The organism is Bradyrhizobium sp. 191, from assembly GCF_023100985.1.
Classification (GTDB): domain Bacteria; phylum Pseudomonadota; class Alphaproteobacteria; order Rhizobiales; family Xanthobacteraceae; genus Bradyrhizobium; species Bradyrhizobium diversitatis.
This window is the reverse complement of record NZ_CP064692.1, coordinates 6,632,930-6,650,934: the sequence shown is the minus strand read 5'-3', so window position 1 is coordinate 6,650,934 and position 18,005 is coordinate 6,632,930. Positions and strand designations below refer to the sequence as shown.

The 18,005-nt window shown below is 66.6% G+C and carries 13 protein-coding genes; all 13 read right to left on the bottom strand.

Annotated elements, in window-relative coordinates; all coding sequences use genetic code 11:
- Window positions 1-343: 343 nt before the first annotated feature.
- Window positions 344-2,137 (bottom strand): cell division protein FtsZ, encoded by a 1,794-nt coding sequence (gene ftsZ / locus IVB23_RS31155; RefSeq protein WP_061877577.1) that lies wholly within the window; start codon window positions 2,135-2,137, stop codon window positions 344-346.
- Between the two features lie 90 nt (window positions 2,138-2,227).
- On the bottom strand, window positions 2,228-3,550 hold the full coding sequence (ftsA, locus tag IVB23_RS31150; protein WP_061877576.1) for a cell division protein FtsA: 1,323 nt from the start codon (window positions 3,548-3,550) through the stop codon (window positions 2,228-2,230).
- On the bottom strand, window positions 3,547-4,581 hold the full coding sequence (locus IVB23_RS31145; RefSeq protein WP_247801142.1) for a cell division protein FtsQ/DivIB: 1,035 nt from the start codon (window positions 4,579-4,581) through the stop codon (window positions 3,547-3,549). Before IVB23_RS31145 ends, ftsA begins: the two co-directional genes overlap by 4 nt.
- A gap of 350 nt (window positions 4,582-4,931) precedes the next feature.
- Window positions 4,932-5,918 (bottom strand): D-alanine--D-alanine ligase, encoded by a 987-nt coding sequence (locus tag IVB23_RS31140; protein ID WP_247801141.1) that lies wholly within the window; start codon window positions 5,916-5,918, stop codon window positions 4,932-4,934.
- Between the two features lie 96 nt (window positions 5,919-6,014).
- A complete protein-coding gene (gene murB, locus IVB23_RS31135; protein WP_247801140.1) occupies window positions 6,015-6,935 on the bottom strand; it encodes a UDP-N-acetylmuramate dehydrogenase in 921 nt (306 codons plus the stop codon).
- Window positions 6,936-7,122: 187 nt separating this feature from the next.
- On the bottom strand, window positions 7,123-8,526 hold the full coding sequence (murC, locus tag IVB23_RS31130) for a UDP-N-acetylmuramate--L-alanine ligase (RefSeq protein WP_247801139.1): 1,404 nt from the start codon (window positions 8,524-8,526) through the stop codon (window positions 7,123-7,125).
- A 218-nt stretch (window positions 8,527-8,744) separates the two neighbouring features.
- Window positions 8,745-9,575, bottom strand: coding sequence for a class I SAM-dependent methyltransferase (locus IVB23_RS31125; protein ID WP_247801138.1), 831 nt, complete (start codon window positions 9,573-9,575; stop codon window positions 8,745-8,747).
- 90 nt (window positions 9,576-9,665) lie between these two features.
- Window positions 9,666-10,766: an undecaprenyldiphospho-muramoylpentapeptide beta-N-acetylglucosaminyltransferase gene (gene murG / locus IVB23_RS31120; protein ID WP_247801137.1), complete on the bottom strand. Its 1,101-nt coding sequence runs from the start codon at window positions 10,764-10,766 to the stop codon at window positions 9,666-9,668.
- Between the two features lie 176 nt (window positions 10,767-10,942).
- A complete protein-coding gene (ftsW, locus tag IVB23_RS31115; protein WP_247801136.1) occupies window positions 10,943-12,094 on the bottom strand; it encodes a putative lipid II flippase FtsW in 1,152 nt (383 codons plus the stop codon).
- 239 nt (window positions 12,095-12,333) lie between these two features.
- Entirely contained in the window at window positions 12,334-13,734 is a 1,401-nt protein-coding gene (gene murD / locus IVB23_RS31110; RefSeq protein ID WP_247801135.1) for a UDP-N-acetylmuramoyl-L-alanine--D-glutamate ligase, read from the bottom strand.
- Between the two features lie 108 nt (window positions 13,735-13,842).
- The gene (mraY, locus tag IVB23_RS31105) at window positions 13,843-14,946 is read right to left on the bottom strand and encodes a phospho-N-acetylmuramoyl-pentapeptide-transferase (protein ID WP_061877567.1); all 1,104 of its coding nucleotides are present in this window, start codon (window positions 14,944-14,946) and stop codon (window positions 13,843-13,845) included.
- A 180-nt stretch (window positions 14,947-15,126) separates the two neighbouring features.
- Window positions 15,127-16,509, bottom strand: coding sequence for a UDP-N-acetylmuramoyl-tripeptide--D-alanyl-D-alanine ligase (murF, locus tag IVB23_RS31100; RefSeq protein WP_247801134.1), 1,383 nt, complete (start codon window positions 16,507-16,509; stop codon window positions 15,127-15,129).
- Entirely contained in the window at window positions 16,506-17,978 is a 1,473-nt protein-coding gene (locus tag IVB23_RS31095) for a UDP-N-acetylmuramoyl-L-alanyl-D-glutamate--2,6-diaminopimelate ligase (RefSeq protein ID WP_247804993.1), read from the bottom strand. The genes murF and IVB23_RS31095 overlap by 4 nt, the downstream gene beginning before the upstream one ends.
- Window positions 17,979-18,005 lie beyond the last annotated feature (27 nt).

Genomic DNA, 18,005 nt, shown 5'->3' with positions numbered 1-18,005 from the left:
GACCATCGCGACTTATACAAACCCGCTTCGCCGGCCAGTGCCGACGCCCCGCGAATCCGTATCCCCAAGTCACGGCAAACCATAGTCACTGCCTCAAACAGCGCCAACTCACGCTTTTTTACCGATTGTTACCCCAAACCCGCCGTATTCGCGCCAAGGCTTAACCAAATTGAGCTCCGGCTCGAGGCGGTTATCGGCAGTTTTACTGAACCACCGAATGTGTAATTAATCATTTAAAATCAGTTGCTTGGTAGAAAAAATCTAGGTCTGAGCGGGAGAAAAGAAAAGGTCCCGGCAAGCTTGCTGCCGGGACCTTTTTCCGTCTGCCTTATTGTAACAATCCTCAGGTCGCCTGCCGCCGCAGGAAGGCCGGGATATCAAGATGATCGTCGCCCTGTGGCGCCGGCGCAACAGGCGCGGGGCGGCCGTGCATATCCAGGCCCTGCGGCGCGGGACGACGAGCATACTCGGATACCGGCTCGCTGGATGCGATCTGCTGCGCGACGGTCTTCTGCGGGCGCCGCTCGGGCAGCGGCGGCATGGCGGGGCCGGCGGTGCGGGCGGCAACCGGCGGCTCGCTCTCCTCGTCGCGACGGCCGAGGCCGACATTGGCGAGGCGCTGCAGCAGCGACAGGCGGGTCTTCTGCGGGGTCTCTTCCTCGGCCTCGCCGCGGGCCTGACGAATCTCGGCCTGGGCCGGCATCGGCAGTTCCTCGATACGCGGCATCCGCGGCGCGCGGACCGGCGGACGTTCCGCCTGCGGCGGAATGAAGTTTTCCGGCGTCATTGGCTCCTGCATCGCGACCGGGGCCATGTCAGGCTCCGGAAACAGGGTCGGTTTCTGCGCGATCGGCCGCACGGTGACGTCGCCATAGGTCTGCGTCGGCGCGGGCGCCTGCGGGGCTTCGGCAACGGCAGCGGCGATGGCGGCGAGCGCAGCGCGCTCGACGTTGGGACGGGGCGCGGCAGCACCCGGAGCCGGCGCGGCGGCCGGGCTCTGCGCTTCCAGCTTCTGGGCGCGCTCGGCCAGGCGCTGGTTATCGGCACGGAGCCGCGCGGTCAGGTCGGCGAGACGGCTCTCGGCAACGGCGGCAGGTGCGGCAGCCTGCTGCGCCTGCGGTGCCGGGTTTGCGACGGGCGCGGAGGTCGCCTGGCTGTTGCGGGCGATCGCGGCCTGCTCGATGCCGGTGGCGACCACCGAGACGCGGATCAGGCCGTCGAGGGCTTCGTCGAAGGTCGCGCCGACGATGATGTTGGCGTCCTGGTCCACTTCCTCGCGGATGCGGGTCGCGGCCTCGTCGACCTCGAACAGAGTGAGGTCCTTGCCGCCGGTGATGGAAATGAGGAGGCCCTTGGCGCCCTTCATCGAGCTATCGTCGATCAGCGGGTTCGCGATCGCAGCTTCCGCGGCGGTCAGCGCGCGCTTGTCGCCGGAGGCTTCGCCGGTGCCCATCATCGCCTTGCCCATCTCGCGCATGACGGCGCGGACGTCGGCGAAGTCGAGGTTGATCAGGCCTTCCTTGACCATCAGGTCGGTGATGCAGGCGACGCCCGAATAGAGCACCTGGTCGGCCATCGCGAACGCGTCGGCGAAGGTGGTCTTCTCGTTGGCGACCCGGAACAGGTTCTGGTTCGGGATGATCAGGAGCGTATCGACGACCTTGTGCAGTTCGTTGATGCCGGCTTCCGCGGTGCGCATCCGGCGGCCGCCCTCGAAGTGGAACGGCTTGGTCACGACGCCGACGGTGAGGATGCCCATGTCGCGCGCGGTCTTGGCGATCACGGGAGCGGCGCCGGTGCCGGTGCCGCCGCCCATGCCGGCGGTGACGAACACCATGTTGGCGCCCGAGAGATGGTCGCGCAGCTCGTCGATCACCTCTTCCGCCGCCGCGGCACCGACGTTCGGCTGCGAGCCGGCGCCAAGGCCTTGCGTGACCGCCGTGCCCATCTGCACGATGCGCTGCGCCTTCGACATCGTCAGCGCCTGCGCGTCGGTGTTGGCGACCACGAAGTCGACGCCCTGGAGGCCCGCCGTGATCATGTTGTTGACGGCGTTGCCACCGGCGCCGCCGACGCCGAACACGGTGATCCGGGGCTTCAGTTCGTGAATATCAGGAACATTGATGCTGATGGTCATGGTTGCTGCCTCTCGATCACGCGCGCGTGGGTTCGCCCCGGCCGGCGGCCGCGGGAGTTGGTGAAAATCGAAGATTGCGGAAAGCAGTCATCAGAAGCCCTCGCGTAGCCATCGTCCGACCTTTCCGAAATATCCGCCGGTCCCTGTCCTGACCTGCTGCCGCGTATGCCGCGGTTCGACATGTTCGAGGTGAACATATTGCGGGTAGACGAGGAGTCCGGCCGGCACCGCGAACGCGGCGTTCTTCGCCTCGTTGGGCAGCCGGCCGAAACCGAGCGGACGACCGACCCGCACGGGCCGGCCGAGAATCTGGGTGCCGAGCTCGACGAGGCCGGTGAGCTGCGAGGCGCCGCCCGACAGCACGACGCGGCCGTTGGGCTCCGAGGCGAAGGGCGAATCCTTCAGCTTGTCCCGAACCATTTCGAAGACTTCCTCGGCGCGGTGCTTGACGATGTTCGCGATGGTGGCGCGGGAGACGATCTGCGGCAGATCCTGCTCGTCACCGGCTGTCGGCACAGACATCAGCTCACGCGAGTCCGATCCGCCGGTGATGACGGTCCCGTATAACGTCTTGATTCGCTCGGCATCGGCAATGGTCGCGGAGAGTCCGCGCGCGAGATCCATCGTGATGTGTTGCCCGCCGACCGCAAAACCCGCCGCATGCACGAAACGGCCGCCGGCATAGACCGCGATCGTGGTGGTGCCCGCGCCCATCTCGACGACGGCGGCGCCGAGATCGGCCTCGTCGTCGGTCAGCACCGACAGGCCGGCCACGTAGGGGCTCGCCGCCATGGCTTCGACATTGATGTGGCAGCGTTCCACCGCCAGCATCAGGTTCCGCGCCACGGTGGCATCGCAGGTGACGACGTTCATGTCGACGCCGAACTGGTGCGCGACCATGCCGCGGGGATCGCGGATGCCCTTGACGCCGTCGAGCGTGTAGCCGACCGGCAGCGCGTGCAGCACGGTGCGGCCCTCGCCGGTGGCGTGGCGCATGCCGGTGGAGGTGACGCGGTTGACATCGGCCGGCGTCACGGCGCCGCCACGGATGTCCGCGGCGGCTTCGACCAGCTGGCCGGAGAGCCGGCCGCCGGAGACCGAGAGCAGCACCGACTCGACCCGCACCTTGGCCATCTTCTCCGCGAGCCCGACGGCCTGGCGCACCGCCTGCTCGCATTCGCCGAGATCGATCACCGCGCCGGCCTTCATCCCGCGCGACTGAATCTGGCTGTAGCCGATCAGTTCCACCGCATGGGTGCGGCCGCGCAGCGCATCGCTCGGCGGCGACGGCTTCAGCCGCGCGATCATGCAGGCGATCTTGCTGGTGCCGATGTCGAGGCAGGCGACGATGCCGCCGCGCTTGTGCGGCATCGGGCGCGTCTTCGGCGTCTGGGTGCGATCGAGACCGGTCATGCGGAATCCCCGGCCTTCTTTTTCTTCTTGTCCTTGAACTGATCCTCACGCGCCTTGGCGGCGTCCTCGGACAGCTGCACCACCAGCCGATCGGGCAGGCGCATGTCGACGGCGACGATATCGCGGGAGAACAGCCTGTCGTCCTTGTCGAGCTTCGACAGCATCGCCAGCGCGTTACCGACGTCCTGCTCGGGTAGGCGGATGTCGAGGCCGTCCTTGAGCCTCAGGTTCCAGCGCCGCTCGCCAACAAAGATCGCGGCTTTCGTCACCGAATTGACCTGCGGATAGCGCGCCAGCAGCGCCAGGAAATCGCGCGCCTGTGTATCGGCCCCCTTGCCGACCACGAGCGGCAGCGACAGGAAGCGGCGCGAGACGTAGGGTTCGAGCACGGCGCCGTCATCGGCGATGACGGAGAGCCGGCCGGCCTCCTGCCACAGCGCGAACGCCTTGCGCTCGGTGAGCTCGATCATGAGCTGGCCCGGATAGAGCTTCAGCACGGTCGCATCCGCGATCCAGGGATTGGCCTTGAGCTTGTCGCGCACCGCTTCGGCGTCGAGGAACAGCAGCGAGGAGCGGCCGCTGACGCCGCCGATGGCGAGGATCTCGTCCTGGGTGAGCTGCTTGCGGCCGTTGATCACGACCGAGGTGATACGGAATCCGGCGGAATTGGCCAGCGCGTTGCGGGCATTGCTGACCGCGGTGACGAAGTCCTGGAGATGGCCGCCCTTGACGATGCCGAAGCCGCAGCTTCCGATCAGCAGCAGCACGGTCATGCCGAGTCCGACCCGGTGCGGCAGATAGCGCTCGACCAGCGCAACGACGCGCGGTGTCGGCTCACGCTCGACGACGGCCTTGGTCCTGCTCTTGATCTTGTCCTTGGCGGCGGTGCGCGCGGCCTGGAGTCTTTGCCGGCGCTTGTCCTGCACCCACTCGCGCAGAAGCACGACCGCTCCGACAGCGGCCGCCTTCAGGTCAGCTTGGGGCCTCAGCGATCTGAAAAGCGATCGGGTGAGGCTTCCTGCTCCATCCATTGCACGAGCTCGTCAACAGTTTCCCCGCGACAGCGCGCGGATCCTGGCGAACATGACGTCTCGGACCTGCCGGGCCGGGTGCTGGTCTTCAGCAGAAGAAAACCTCTCCCCTTCAAAGCGTTCGCTGGAGGTGACATCACCCGCGACAGCTCACGCGCCGGCAGCCAAAGCGCCATATGCGCCGCCAGCGTTAACCTTCGGACGTCCTGGTAAACAAAAGGTAAAATTCGTTAACGACATGCGCATTTTGCCCGGCGATATCCGGCATTTGTGGCGCGATGTCCGGCATTTTACCGGTTTTGGCCGCCAAACCGGGCGATTTCGCCGATCCGGCCGTTAACCAGTCCCGACTATTTCCGCACGCGCTGCCCGGCGAGCTCGACCAGGCCGCGCAGGAAGTCGACGAACTCGATCCCTGCGGCTTTCAGCGCCTTGGGGTAGAGCGAGGACTTGGTCAGCCCGGGGAGCGTGTTGGTTTCGAGATAGACGAGGCCCTTGTCGGAGACGATGAAGTCCGAGCGGGAATAGCCGGTGCAGGACATCGCGCGATGCGCCAGCATCGCCTGCTCCTCGAGCGCGGCGGTGATCTCGGGTGCGAAGCGGCCGGGGCAGATCTCCTGGGTCGACTTCAGGAGATATTTCGCGGCGTAGTCGAAATTGCCCTCGCCCGGAATGATCTCGATCGGCGGCAGCGAGATGATCGAGCCATCGGTGCGCTCCAGCACGCCGCAGGTCGCCTCGACGCCGGCGATATAGGGCTCGATCACATACTCTTCGTGCCTGGCCGCATTGCGGACGGCGACGAGATCCTGCTTGGCGTTGACGAAGATCAGCCCGTAGCTCGAGCCGTCGCGCGCCGGCTTCGCGATCAGTCTTCCGTATTCGGCGAAGGCCTCGTCGACCTTATCAAGCGCAACGTTCGACGGCGGCGTCACGCCGCCGAGGGCGGCGAATCGCTTGGCCGCGAGCTTGTCGAAGGCCAGGTGCGAGGAGGCCGAGCCCGAGCCGGTGAAGGGCACGCCGCGCACCTCGCACATCACCTGCAATTCGCCGTTCTCGGCCCGTCCGCCATGCAGGCCGAGCACCAGCACCCGCCCTTCCGCCTTGGCCTGGTCGAGCGCCTGCTCCAGCGGAATGCCCGATGTCCCCGGCTTGAACTCGTCCTCGAACGGACGGGCATGTTCGAGCAGCTGCCGGGACTGCACGACATGCACCTTGTCCTCGACGTCCCACCACCAGAGATCGGCCTCGGGCAATGCCTGATGCAGGGCCTGGGCCGAGGCGACCGAAACCAGACGCTCCCGATTGGAGCCGCCGAAAAGAATGGTGATGCGCATTCGCTGCCTCGCATTTCCGTCATTCCGGGATGGTGCGCAGCACCAGACCCGGAATCTCGAGATTCCGGGTTGCGCTGCGCGCCCCCGGAATGACTGTTAGGGGGACACCCCGATCCGCTTGATTTCCCAGTGTAGCTCGATTCCGGAATTTGCCTTCACCCGTTCGCGCACGGTCTCGCCCAGCGTCTCGATATCGTGCGCGGAGGCATCGCCGGTGTTGATCAGGAAATTGCAGTGCATCTCGGAGACCTGCGCGCCGCCAACGCGCAGGCCGCGGCACCCGGCGGCGTCGATCAGCTTCCAGGCGGAGTGTCCTGGCGGGTTCTTGAAGGTCGAGCCGCCGGTCTTTTCCCGGATCGGCTGCGCAGTCTCGCGATGGCTTTGCACCTCCGCCATGCGCGCGCGGATTGCTTCCAAATCCCTGATCTCGCCGCGAAAGCGGGCGGAGGTGAAGATGATGGAGGGATCGACGCCGCTGTTGCGGTAGACGAACTTCATGTCGGCGTTGGAGAAGACGTGCTTCGTGCCGTCGCGCCCCACACCCCTCGCCTCGATGAGGACATCCTTGGTCTCGCCGCCATTGGCGCCCGCATTCATGCGCAGCGCGCCACCGATCGTGCCGGGAATGCCGAAGTAGAATTCGAGCCCGCCGATGTTCGCCGACGCCGCCACCTCCGCCACACGCTTGTCAAGCGCGGCCGCGCCGGCGGTGACGACGTCTCCGCTCGCGCTCGCATCGCCGAAGGCGCGCGGCGCAAGCCGGATCACGACGCCCGCAATGCCGCCGTCGCGCACGATCAGGTTGGAGCCGACGCCGACGACGTAGACCGGAATGTCGCTGGCGAGATGCGCGAGGAAATAGGCGAGATCGTCCTCATCCGCCGGCGTGAACAGCGCTTGCGCCGGGCCGCCAACGCGAAACCAGGTGAGCTCGGCGAGCGACTGGTTGGCGAGCAGCCGGCCCCGCAGATCAGGCATCGCGACTTTGAGGTCGGGCATGATGTCCGGAAAGCTCATGCCGCCTCCGAGAGTGAGGTAGGCAAGCTGCTTCCGTTCCCTCCCCCCTTGTGGGGGAGGGTCAGGGAGGGGGGTAGCCCCAGGCGAGAACGGAGTTTGTGGCTACCCCTCTCCCCCGCCCTGCCCCACAAGGGGGGAGGGAGCGCAGTGTGCCGCGTGGCGGCATAGGAGCTGCACAAGCGCATGCTCACCCCAGCGCCTTCAACTGGTCCGGCAATGCATACGCCCATTGCGTGATGTTGCCGGCCCCGAGGCACACGACGAGATCGCCGGATTTCGCGAGCCCCTTGACGATGCCCGCCAGCTCCGATGCCGCCGGCAGCGGGATCACCTCGCGATGGCCGTGGGCGCGCAGGCCGGCGACGAAGTGATCGCGGTCGATGCCCTCGATCGGCGCTTCGCCTGCGGAATAGACATCGGCCACGATCACCGCATCGGCGTCGTTGAAGCAGGTGCAGAATTCCTCGAACAGCGATTGCAGGCGGGTGTAGCGGTGCGGCTGCACCACGGCGATGACCTTGCCGGTGTAAGAATCGCGCGCCGCTTTCAGCACCGCCGCGATCTCCACGGGGTGATGGCCGTAATCGTCGATAATGGTGACGCCGTTCCATTCGCCGGTCTTGGTGAAGCGGCGCTTGACGCCACCGAAACCTGCGATGGCACTGCGGATCGCCTCGTCGGACACACCGAGCGCGTGAGCGACCGCAATCGCCGCCGTCGCGTTGGAGGCGTTGTGCCGGCCCGGCATCGGCAGCGCGAGGTCGGCGATCTCGTGCGTGGTGCCTGCCTTGCGGTCGCGGATCACGACCTTGAACTTCGAGCCGCCGCCGCCCGCGGTGAGATCGACCAGGCGCGCATCGGCCTGCGGATTTTCCCCGTAGGTGATGATGCGGCGGTCCTCGATCCTGCCGACGAGGCTCTGCACCACCGGATGATCGATGCACATCACGGCAAAGCCGTAGAACGGCAGATTCTCGACGAAGTGACGGAAGGCGTCCTGTACGGCCCCGAAGGTCTTGAAGTGGTCGAGATGCTCGGGGTCGACATTGGTGACGATCGCGACATCGGTCGGCAGCTTCAGGAAGGTGCCGTCGCTCTCGTCGGCCTCCACCACCATCCAGTCGCCGGCCCCCAGCCGCGCGTTGGAGCCGTAGGCATTGATGATGCCGCCGTTGATCACGGTGGGATCGAGCCCGCCGGCATCGAGCAGCGTTGCGACCATCGTGGTCGTCGTGGTCTTGCCGTGGGTGCCTGCGATGGCGACGCAGCTCTTCAAGCGCATCAGCTCGGCCAGCATCTCGGCGCGGCGCACCACGGGAATGCGCCTCTCGCGCGCTGCCATCAATTCCGGATTGTCGCGCTTGATCGCGGAGGACACGACCACGACCTCGGCTCCATCGACATTCTCGGCCTTGTGGCCGACCGAAACCTTCGCGCCCTTCTTGCGCAGACGGTCGAGATTGTAGTTGTCGGAGGCGTCCGAGCCCTGCACGGCATAGCCGAGATTGACCAGCACCTCGGCGATGCCGCTCATCCCGATCCCGCCGATCCCGACGAAGTGGATGGGTCCGATCTCGCGCGGCAGTCTCATGGCTGTATCTCTGTCAAGTCCGGCTGCGGCCGCGGCATTACCCCCGTCGTGGCCGGCCAGCGGCGAATCTCCCCCACTTCATGCAAGACCGGACGGATCGGGACAAGCCCGGTGCGGCCTCCAAACGAGGTAATTTCCCGCTTGGATGCCCCATTTTGGCCGGTTTCGCGGGCCGCGAGACCCGCATTCGGAGCACGGGGACCATGTCGCCGCTGCGGTCAGAGGAAGCCGGTTCGCGCGACCGCCTCATCCTGGAGATCGAGCACGTGAAGATAGTTGCGCAGGCGATTGGCCTCGAGCGCGCCAATGAGCTTGTTCTGATGATACGGCAACAGGAGATCGGCGAGCGGCGCGCTCCAGGGCGCGTCCAGATCGAAGATCACGCCGAGCCCGAATACGGCCGGGATCTCGGCAAAGCCGAGCTCGCGGCCGCCCCTGAGCGCGTCGGCCAGAAAGTCGTCGATCGCCGTCATCACGCCGTTGCGCGCACCGCCGGAGACCTCGGCAAACGCGAACTGGCCCATGCCGCGAAAGCCGCGCCCTTTGACGAGGGCTGCCTGACCGGGAACCGCACCGGCGTCAAAGCTGTAGGCGTGGCGATACTCGGCTGGAATTCGCTCGGGCGCATAGTAGAAATCGCGCCGACCACACGGCCAGCCGATGTCGTGCACGAAGACCAGAAGCGGCTTGCCGGCGCGACGGCTGATCGCATCGATGTGGCCGAGCTCGTTGTAGACCGTGTACCAGTTGTGATCGCCATCGACGACCCAGGCATCGGCCTCGTCAACATCGGCGAACGCCTCCAGGCTCGTTTTTGCGAGATGGCGAACGTCCGGGCTGATCTTTAGCCACTCCATGAATTCGTGCTTCGGCGCGGGATCGACGGCGGTGAGGTGTCCGCCGCGCTCACGACAATGCGCGGCAAGGAAAGGCGACATGCCACCATATTCCGAGCCGATCTCGACGATCTCGCGCGCATCCGCGAGCCTGAGTGCCTCGAGGACCAGATCGGAAAACTCCGCGAGGGAGTGAATCAGCAGGCCTGCCACCAACAAATCCTCCACCGGGCACGATTGAACCTGCCGCGCGTGCGACCATCGAGCCGAGCGACCCATGTGCAAGCTTGAACGGCGCGGAGGCTAAATTCCGGCGGTCTTCACCACGAGGTCCGCGAGCCTCTCGGCCGCGTCGAGCCGCCCTGCCCCCTTCGCGGCCGCGGCCATCGCGGCGAGGCGCGCGGGCTCGGCGGCCAGGCCGGAGATCTCAGTGGCGAGACGATCGGAGGTGAACTCGGTCTGCGGGATGCGGATCGCGCCGTCGACCTTGGCCAGCACGCCGGCATTGGCGAACTGGTCCTGGTCGATCGAGCCGGGCAACGGCACCAGGATCGAGGGCCGGCCGATCGCCGCGAGCTCGGCGACGGTACCCGCGCCGGAGCGCGACACCACGAGATGGTTGGAGGCGAGCCGCGCCGGCAGATCCGTGAAGAACGGCGCGAGTTCCGCCTTGATCTTGAGCTTGTCATAGACCGCGCGCACGCGGCTCATGTCCTCTTCGCGCACCTGCTGGGTGAGAACGAGGCGGCTCCATAACGCAGGCTCGAGCCGCTCGATCGCGCCGGGTACGATGTCGGCCATGATGCGCGCGCCTTGGCTGCCGCCGACGACGAGCAGGCGCAGCGGACCATTCGGTTCGGGGGGGCTATACTTTACCGCAGCGGCGGCGAGAACCGCCGGCCGCATCGGGGTGCCGACAGTCGTGGTCTTGCTCGCCAGCGCCGGATCGCGGTCGAGCACGCCGGGCAAGGACGTTGCGATGGCGCGGACCCGGCCCGACAGAAACCGGTTGGCGCGGCCGAGCACGGCGTTGGCGTCGTGGATGATGCCGGGCACGCCGGCGAATTTCGCAGCGACCAGCGGCGGCAGCGTCGGATAGCCGCCGAAGCCGACGACCGCGACCGGCTTGAGCCGCTTGATCAGGCGGTAGGCAGAGAACGTGCCGGCGGCGAGCGTGAAGCCGGCATAGGCAAGCTGAAACGGATTACGGCCGCGCGCGGTCTCGCTTGCCACGACGTCGATCATGTCCTTGCTGAACAGCCCGCTATAGCGCAGCGCGCGCTCGTCGGTGACCAGGCGAACGCGAAAGCCGCGCCGGATCAACTCAACGCCGAGCGCCTCGGCCGGAAACAGATGGCCGCCGGTGCCGCCCGCGGCGAGAAGAATCAGGGGGGACGTATCCATGGTCGGAGGTTTTACAGGGAGTTTCCCGTCATTGCGAGCTGGCTGCGCGGCGCTCGTGCCCCGGGCGCAGCGCAGCGCGTCGCTCTCGGCGACGTGGTGCGCTGCTGAACCGGGGCCCACGCTGCGGCAGTCTGGGTCCCGGATCTGCGCTTCGCTTGTCCGGGACACGAGGGCGGTTATGCGTAGCTGCGCATCGCCTCGGCGTGGCCGCTGGCTTCGACCTCGGTACGCGGGCGCAGCCGCGTCAGCGCCAGCATCATGCCGACGCCATAGGCCAGCGACACGATCGAGGAGCCGCCATAGGAGATGAACGGCAGCGTCATGCCCTTGGCCGGAATGAGCTGCAGGTTCACCGACATGTTGATCGCGGCCTGCACGCCGAACAGGATCGCAAGTCCCGAGGCCGCAAAGCGCGAGAACATGTCCTCGTTGGCATAGGCCCGCGACAGCGTGCGGATGACGACGAAGGCGAACAGCGCCAGCATCGCAAGGCACAGGATGATGCCGAACTCCTCGGCGGCGACTGCGAACACGAAGTCGGTGTGGCTGTCCGGCAGGCTGCGCTTGGCGATGCCCTCGCCCGGCCCGAGGCCGAACCAGCCGCCGTTGTAGAAGGCTTCCATGGCGGTATCGACCTGGAAAGTGTCGCCGGAGGCCGGATTCATGAAGCGCCTGATGCGGCCTGCGACATGCGGAACGAACAGATAGGCGCTGAACAGGCCGGCCGCCCCCAGACCCGCGAGGCCGAACACCCAGATCATGCGCATCCCTGCGATGAAGAACAGCGAGCCCCACACCATCAGGACCAGCATGGTCTGGCCGAAATCGGGCTCCATCACCAGCAGCGCGACCAGCATCAGGAGCAGCACCACAGCCATCGAGGTCGCCGGCATCTCCGGCCGCTTGGTCGATTCCGCGAACAGCCAGGCGGCGATGACGACGAACGACGGCTTGGCGATTTCGGAGGCCTGGATGTTGACGCCGAGCAGCGTGATCCAGCGCCGCGAGCCCTTCACCTCGGGGCCGATCGCGAGCGTGAGCACGATCAGGATGATGCTGATCGCGAAGATGATGAGCGCGCTGCGGCGGATGGCGCGCGGCGACAGGAAGGACACGCCGACGAGCACGATGCAGGACGGCACCAGGAACAGCACGTGGCGGCTGAAGAAATGGAAGGGATCGAGCCCGATGCGGGTCGCAACCGGCGGGCTCGCCGCCAGCGACAGGATCACGCCCGTCAGCATCAAGGCCAGGATGGCGCCCATCAGCGGCTTGTCGACGGTCCACCACCACTCGGAAAAGGGGGTGCGTTCTTCACGGGAGAGCATGGGCGGCCGCTTTCGGACGGAGGTCGGTCCATTGGTCGCCGAGGTTGGTTACCGGAGGGTTAAGGAAGTGCGGATGTTTGGAGATGATCTTGGCCTCGCCACAAGACACACTGTCATGCCCCGGCTTGACCGGGGCATCCAGTACGCCGCGGCTTCTCGGTCAATCACAAACGTCTCTGGAATACTGGATCGCCCGCCTTCGCGGGCGATGACGGCGGAGCAAGGAGTAGCGGCGCGCCCTACACCACCGGCTTCACACCGGGCAGCGCCTGCACCAGCTCGCGGAACCTGGTGCCGCGGATCTCGAAGTTGCGGTACTGGTCGAAGGAGGCGCAGGCGGGCGACAGCAGCACGACGGCATCGGTGAGGCCTGAGGCTTCCGCATCGCGCGCGGCATGCTCGACGGCGACATCGAGCGTCTGGCTGATCTCGTGCAGCACCTCGCTGCCCAGCGTTCCCGAAAATTCCTGCGCGGCCTCGCCAATCAGATAGGCTTTGCGGACGCGCGGGAAGAAGCCGGTGAGGCCCGTGATGCCGCCGGCCTTGGGCTTGCCGCCTGCGATCCAGAAAATGTCGGCAAACGACGACAGCGCATGCGCGGTCGCGTCGGCGTTGGTGCCCTTGGAATCATTGACGAACAGCACGTTGCCGCAGCGGCCGACCTGCTCCATGCGATGGGCGAGGCCGGGAAAGCTGCGCAGGCCATTCTGAAGCACGTCGAGGCTGATGCCCATGGCGAGCGCAGCGGCGGCGGCGCAGGCCGCGTTCTGCGCGTTGTGGAGGCCGCGCAGCGAGCCGATGCCGCCGAGCGCGGCGACCTGGCTGCGGGCGCCACCCGCGGCGCGCACGATGGTGCCGTGCTCGACGTAAATGCCCGACGCGAGCGGATTCTTGACCGAGATGCGCACCACATTCTTGCCCGAGCGGTCGAGCCGGTCGGCGATGTCGCGGCAAAAGCCGTCGTCAACGCCGACGATCGCGGTGCCGCCTCCTTGCACGCCCGCAACGAGGCGCTCCTTCACCGCGGCGTAGTGCGCGATCGTACCATGCCGGTCGATATGATCCTCGCTGACATTGAGCAGGATGCCGACGGAGGGATCGAGCGAGGGCGTGAGGTCGATCTGGTAGGACGACATCTCGATGACGTGGACGCGGCCCATGCGCGGCGGCTCCAGCGACAGGATCGCGGTGCCGATATTGCCGCCCATCTGCGTGTCATAGCCGGCGACTTTCGTGAGGTGCGCAATCAGCGCCGTCGTGGTCGACTTGCCATTGGTGCCGGTGATGGCGACGAACGGCGCGTCCGGCGCGTGCCGGCGCCGCTCGCGGCAGAACAGCTCGATATCGCCAATCACCTCGACCCCGGCCTCGCGCGCCTTCAGCACGCTCCAGTGCGGCACCGGATGAGTGAGCGGCACGCCGGGCGCGAGCACGAGCGCGGCGAAATTCCCCCACGAGACGTTGCGCAAATCGGCGGTGATGAAGCCGGCCTGAATCGCCTTGGCGACGTTCTCGGCATTGTCGTCGGCGGCGATCACCTCGGCGCCGCCGGCCTTCAGCGCGTGGCAGGAGGCGAGCCCCGAGCCGCCGAGGCCGAACACCGCGACCGTCTTGCCGGCGAAAGAGGTGACGGGGATCATGACCACACCTCTGTCATTCCGGGGCGCCCGGAGGCGAACCCGGAATCTCGAGATTCCGGGTTCTCGCTTCGCGAGCCCCGGAATGACGGTGCTGGGCAGCCATCCTCATCACCGCAGCTTCAGCGTCGACAGGCCGGCGAGCGCCAGCATCACCGAGATGATCCAGAAGCGGATCACGATCTGCGGCTCGGTCCAGCCGAGCTGCTCGAAATGGTGATGGATCGGCGCCATGCGGAAGATGCGCTTGCCCGTGAGTTTGAACGACACCACCTGCACAATGACGGAGACCGCCTCCAGCACGAACAGGCCGCCGATCACGGCGAGCACGATCTCGTGCTTCACCGCGACCGCGATGGCGCCGAGCATGCCGCCGAGCGCGAGCGAGCCGGTGTCACCCATGAAGATCGAGGCCGGCGGCGCGTTGAACCAGAGGAAGCCGAGGCCGGCGCCCAGCAGCGCGCCGCAGAGCACAGCGAGCTCGCCGGTGCCGGCGACATATTTGATCTGGAGATATTCGGCGAACACGGCGTTGCCGGCGAGATAAGCGATCATCGCAAAGCTCGCGGTCGCGATCATCACCGGCACGATGGCGAGGCCGTCGAGACCGTCGGTGAGATTCACTGCGTTGCCGGAGCCGACGATGACGAAGGCGCCGAAGATGACGAAGAACCAGCCGAAATGCAGCACGGTGTCCTTGAGGAACGGGATCGTCAGCGCGGTCGAGGCGGGATCGCGGTTCAGCCGCACCAGCGCGTAGCAGGCAACCAGCGCGATCACCGCCTCGATCAGCAGGCGAAGCTTGCTGCCGAACCCGGTCGTGGTCTGCTTGGTCACCTTGAGGTAATCGTCATAGAAGCCGACGAAGCCGAAGCCGAGCGTCACCGCCAGCACGATCCAGACATAGGGGTTGAGCGGATTGGCCCACAGCACCGTGCCGACGGTGAGGCCGGACAGGATCATCAGCCCGCCCATGGTGGGCGTGCCCTTCTTGGCGAGATGCGATTGCGGGCCGTCGGAGCGGATCGGCTGGCCCTTGCCCTGGCGGATGCGCAGATGGTCGATGATCCAGGGCCCGAACAGGAACACGAACAGCGCGCCGGTCACGACCGCCCCGCCGGTGCGGAAGGTGATGTAGCGGAAGACGTTCAGGAAGGTGCGAATGGCACCGAAGCCCGGAAATGTGTTGGAGAGCTCGATCAGCCAGTAAAACATTCAGACGGTCCTATGGCGCCTTTGCACACGCAGCCTTGGCCTTGTTCGTGGCCGTTATCCTGGCCTCGATGTGCCTCACGGGCATTCGCTGGTCTTCGTCATGGCTCGCGCGACCTCTGGGAAAACGGACGGCTTCGCGCCACAAAGGGTGGGATTCGGGAACAGCGCCTTCCAAGCAGTTTACGCCTTCGCCTGCAAGGCGGTCATCAGGCCCGGCACGAACTTGTTGACCCAGAACATCTTTTTGCTGCCCTTGACAACCACGACATCCCCTGCCTTCAGCAGACTCGCAACCTCGCCCGGCTTCAGCGTGGCGGGATCATCGTGCCAGCCGAGGCCCTTGCCTGATGGCAGCACGTCGTAGAGGTGGCGCATCAGAGGACCGACGCAGTAGACGCCGTCGATGCCTTCGAGATATTTGGCGAGTCCGGTGTGATAGTTCGGTGCGTCCTCGCCCAGTTCGAGCATGTCGCCGAGAACCGCGATGCGGCGGCCTTCGCTCACATGGCGCGCCTGCAGGCTTTGCAGCGCAGCCGCCACGCTGGCCGGATTGCCGTTGAAGCTGTCGTCGATCACGGTGATATCGCCGACCGCCTGCTCGACGCCGCGGCCGCTCATGATGCCGACCCGGTCGAGCTTGATCGCCAGCGTCGCGACGTCGAGATGCGCAGCATGAACGGCGGCGAGCGCGGCCAGCGCATTATGGACCCGGTGCGGCGCGCCCGGCGTCAGGCTGAAGGCGATCTCCTTCTTGCCGATCGCGGCCACGACCTGCCAGCTCTCGCCGTGCGGCGCGTGCGCGACCTCGTGCACCTCGGCATGCTCGCCGCCGAAGCGCACGACCTTGCCCTTCCACTCGGGCGCCTTGATCCCGGCGGGCAGCACCAGCACACCATTCTCGGGCAGGCCGAGCGCGATCGACACCTTCTCGCGCCGGATGGCTTCCAGCGAGCCGAGCTTTTCCAGATGCACGGGCTGCACGTTGACGACGAGCGCGACCGTCGGGCGCGTCAATTCGCTGAGCCGCGCGATCTCGCCTTGCTGGTTCATGCCCATCTCGACGACCCAGAGGCTGGCATCCCGCCTGGCATTGCACAGCGTCAGCGGCACGCCCCAGAAATTGTTGAAGCTCGAGGGGCTCGCATAGGCGTTCGGATAGGCGGCGAGAAATTCCTTGGTGCTGGTCTTGCCCGCGCTTCCGGTGAGCCCGATCACCGGTCCGGCAAAGCGCGCGCGCGCGGCACGTGCAAGGCCCCAGAGACCGTCGATCAGCGTGTCCCTGACGACGATCTGCGGAATGCGGATGCCGGTGATCTCGTGCGGCACGATCATCGCGACTGCGCCCGAAGCTTCCGCCTTGTCCGCGAACTCCCAGCCGTCGCGCGCGCTGGCGAAGGCCGAGACGAAGCCGCCGCTCGGCGTGCCGCTGAGCGCGACGAACAGGCTGCCCGGCTTCACCAGCCGGCTGTCCTGCGTGACGAAGTCGATTCCCGTGTCCGGGAACGATCCGGTGACACCCAGCGCACGCGCGACCTCGGCAACCGTCCATATTGGCGCGCTCATGCAACCCTCGACTCTAGTGCGGCGGCAACCGCCTCGTGATCACTGAAGGGCAGAACTTCTCCGCCGACGATCTGCCCGGTCTCATGGCCCTTGCCGGCGATGAGCAGCGCATCGCCGTTTTCCAGTTCCTCGATCGCAGCGCGGATCGCGGCGGCGCGGTCGCCGATCTCGCGGGCGCCCTTCGCGGTGGCGAGGATCGCGGCGCGGATGGCTTCCGGCTTCTCGCTGCGCGGATTGTCGTCGGTGACGATGATGCCGTCGGCGTTCTCGGCCGCGATCTCGCCCATGATTGGACGCTTGCCGGCATCGCGGTCGCCGCCGGCGCCGAACACGACGACCAGCCTGCGCTTTGCATAAGGCCGCAGCGCCTGCAGCGCCTTCGCGAGCGCATCGGGCTTGTGCGCGTAATCGACGAAGATCGGCGCGCCGTTGCGCTCGCCGACGCGCTCGAGCCGGCCCTTGGCGCCCTCGAGATGTTCGAGGCTTGCGAACACGTTTGCAGCGTCGCTGCCGGTGCCGATGGCAAGACCGGCCGACACCAGCGCGTTCTCGATCTGGAATTCGCCGACCAGCGGCAGCCGGATGGCGAAGCGTTTGCCGCGATGTTCGAGCGTGAGCTTTTGCGCGAAACCTTCGACCACGGCCTCCGTCAGGCGGATGCCCTCGCCTGCTCCGTCGCCGTTGCGGCCGACCGCCATGACGCGCAGGCCGCGCACCCTGGCGGCCTCGATCGCTTCGGCCGAGCAATCATGATCGGCCGAAATCACCGCGGCGCCACCCGGCGGCACCAGCTCGCGGAACAGGCGGAGCTTCGCCGCGAGATAATGTGCAACGCTCGGATGATAATCCATGTGGTCGCGCGAGAGGTTGGTGAAGCCGCCGGCGGAGACGCGCACGCCGTCGAGGCGATACTGGTCGAGCCCGTGCGAGGAGGCCTCGAAGGCGAGATGGGTGACGCCCTCGCGCGCGATCTCGTCGATCTGCCGGTGCAGCGCGATCGGATCGGGCGTCGTCAGCGAGCCATAGACGGTGCGCTTGGGCGAGACGAGACCGATGGTGCCGATGCTGGCGGAGGCATGCCCCAGCCGCTCCCAGATCTGACGTGTGAAGGCGGCAACCGAGGTCTTGCCGCTGGTTCCGGTCACGGCGGCGATCGTGGCGGGCTGCGCGGGAAAGAACCTTGCCGCGGCCAGCGCCAGTGTGCGGCGCGGATTGGCCACAGAGACAAACGGCACCTTGGTCGCCGCAGGCGCATGGTCGCCAACGACTGCGATCGCGCCCGCGGCAATTGCCGCATCGATGAAGCGCGCGCCGTCGGTCTTGCTGCCCGCGATTGCGACGAAGAGATCGCCCGGCTTGACCACGCGGCTGTCGAGCGCAATGCCGCTCACGTCGAGCGCCGCAACAGCAGGCTCGATCGCGGCATCATTGCCCAGAACATCCTGACCCAAGAGGTCGCACAGCTTCATGGTCTTCCAGTCGACATGCCTGCCGGA

Bases quoted from the DNA above. Each gene is read 5' to 3' on its own strand.
- ftsZ (WP_061877577.1), bottom strand. From the start codon at position 2,137: ATGACCATCAGCATCAATGTTCCTGATATTCACGAACTGAAGCCCCGG.
- ftsA (WP_061877576.1), bottom strand. From the start codon at position 3,550: ATGACCGGTCTCGATCGCACCCAGACGCCGAAGACGCGCCCGATGCCG.
- IVB23_RS31145 (WP_247801142.1), bottom strand. From the start codon at position 4,581: ATGGATGGAGCAGGAAGCCTCACCCGATCGCTTTTCAGATCGCTGAGG.
- IVB23_RS31140 (WP_247801141.1), bottom strand. From the start codon at position 5,918: ATGCGCATCACCATTCTTTTCGGCGGCTCCAATCGGGAGCGTCTGGTT.
- murB (WP_247801140.1), bottom strand. From the start codon at position 6,935: ATGAGCTTTCCGGACATCATGCCCGACCTCAAAGTCGCGATGCCTGAT.
- murC (WP_247801139.1), bottom strand. From the start codon at position 8,526: ATGAGACTGCCGCGCGAGATCGGACCCATCCACTTCGTCGGGATCGGC.
- murG (WP_247801137.1), bottom strand. From the start codon at position 10,766: ATGGATACGTCCCCCCTGATTCTTCTCGCCGCGGGCGGCACCGGCGGC.
- ftsW (WP_247801136.1), bottom strand. From the start codon at position 12,094: ATGCTCTCCCGTGAAGAACGCACCCCCTTTTCCGAGTGGTGGTGGACC.
- murD (WP_247801135.1), bottom strand. From the start codon at position 13,734: ATGATCCCCGTCACCTCTTTCGCCGGCAAGACGGTCGCGGTGTTCGGC.
- mraY (WP_061877567.1), bottom strand. From the start codon at position 14,946: ATGTTTTACTGGCTGATCGAGCTCTCCAACACATTTCCGGGCTTCGGT.
- murF (WP_247801134.1), bottom strand. From the start codon at position 16,509: ATGAGCGCGCCAATATGGACGGTTGCCGAGGTCGCGCGTGCGCTGGGT.
- IVB23_RS31095 (WP_247804993.1), bottom strand. From the start codon at position 17,978: ATGAAGCTGTGCGACCTCTTGGGTCAGGATGTTCTGGGCAATGATGCC.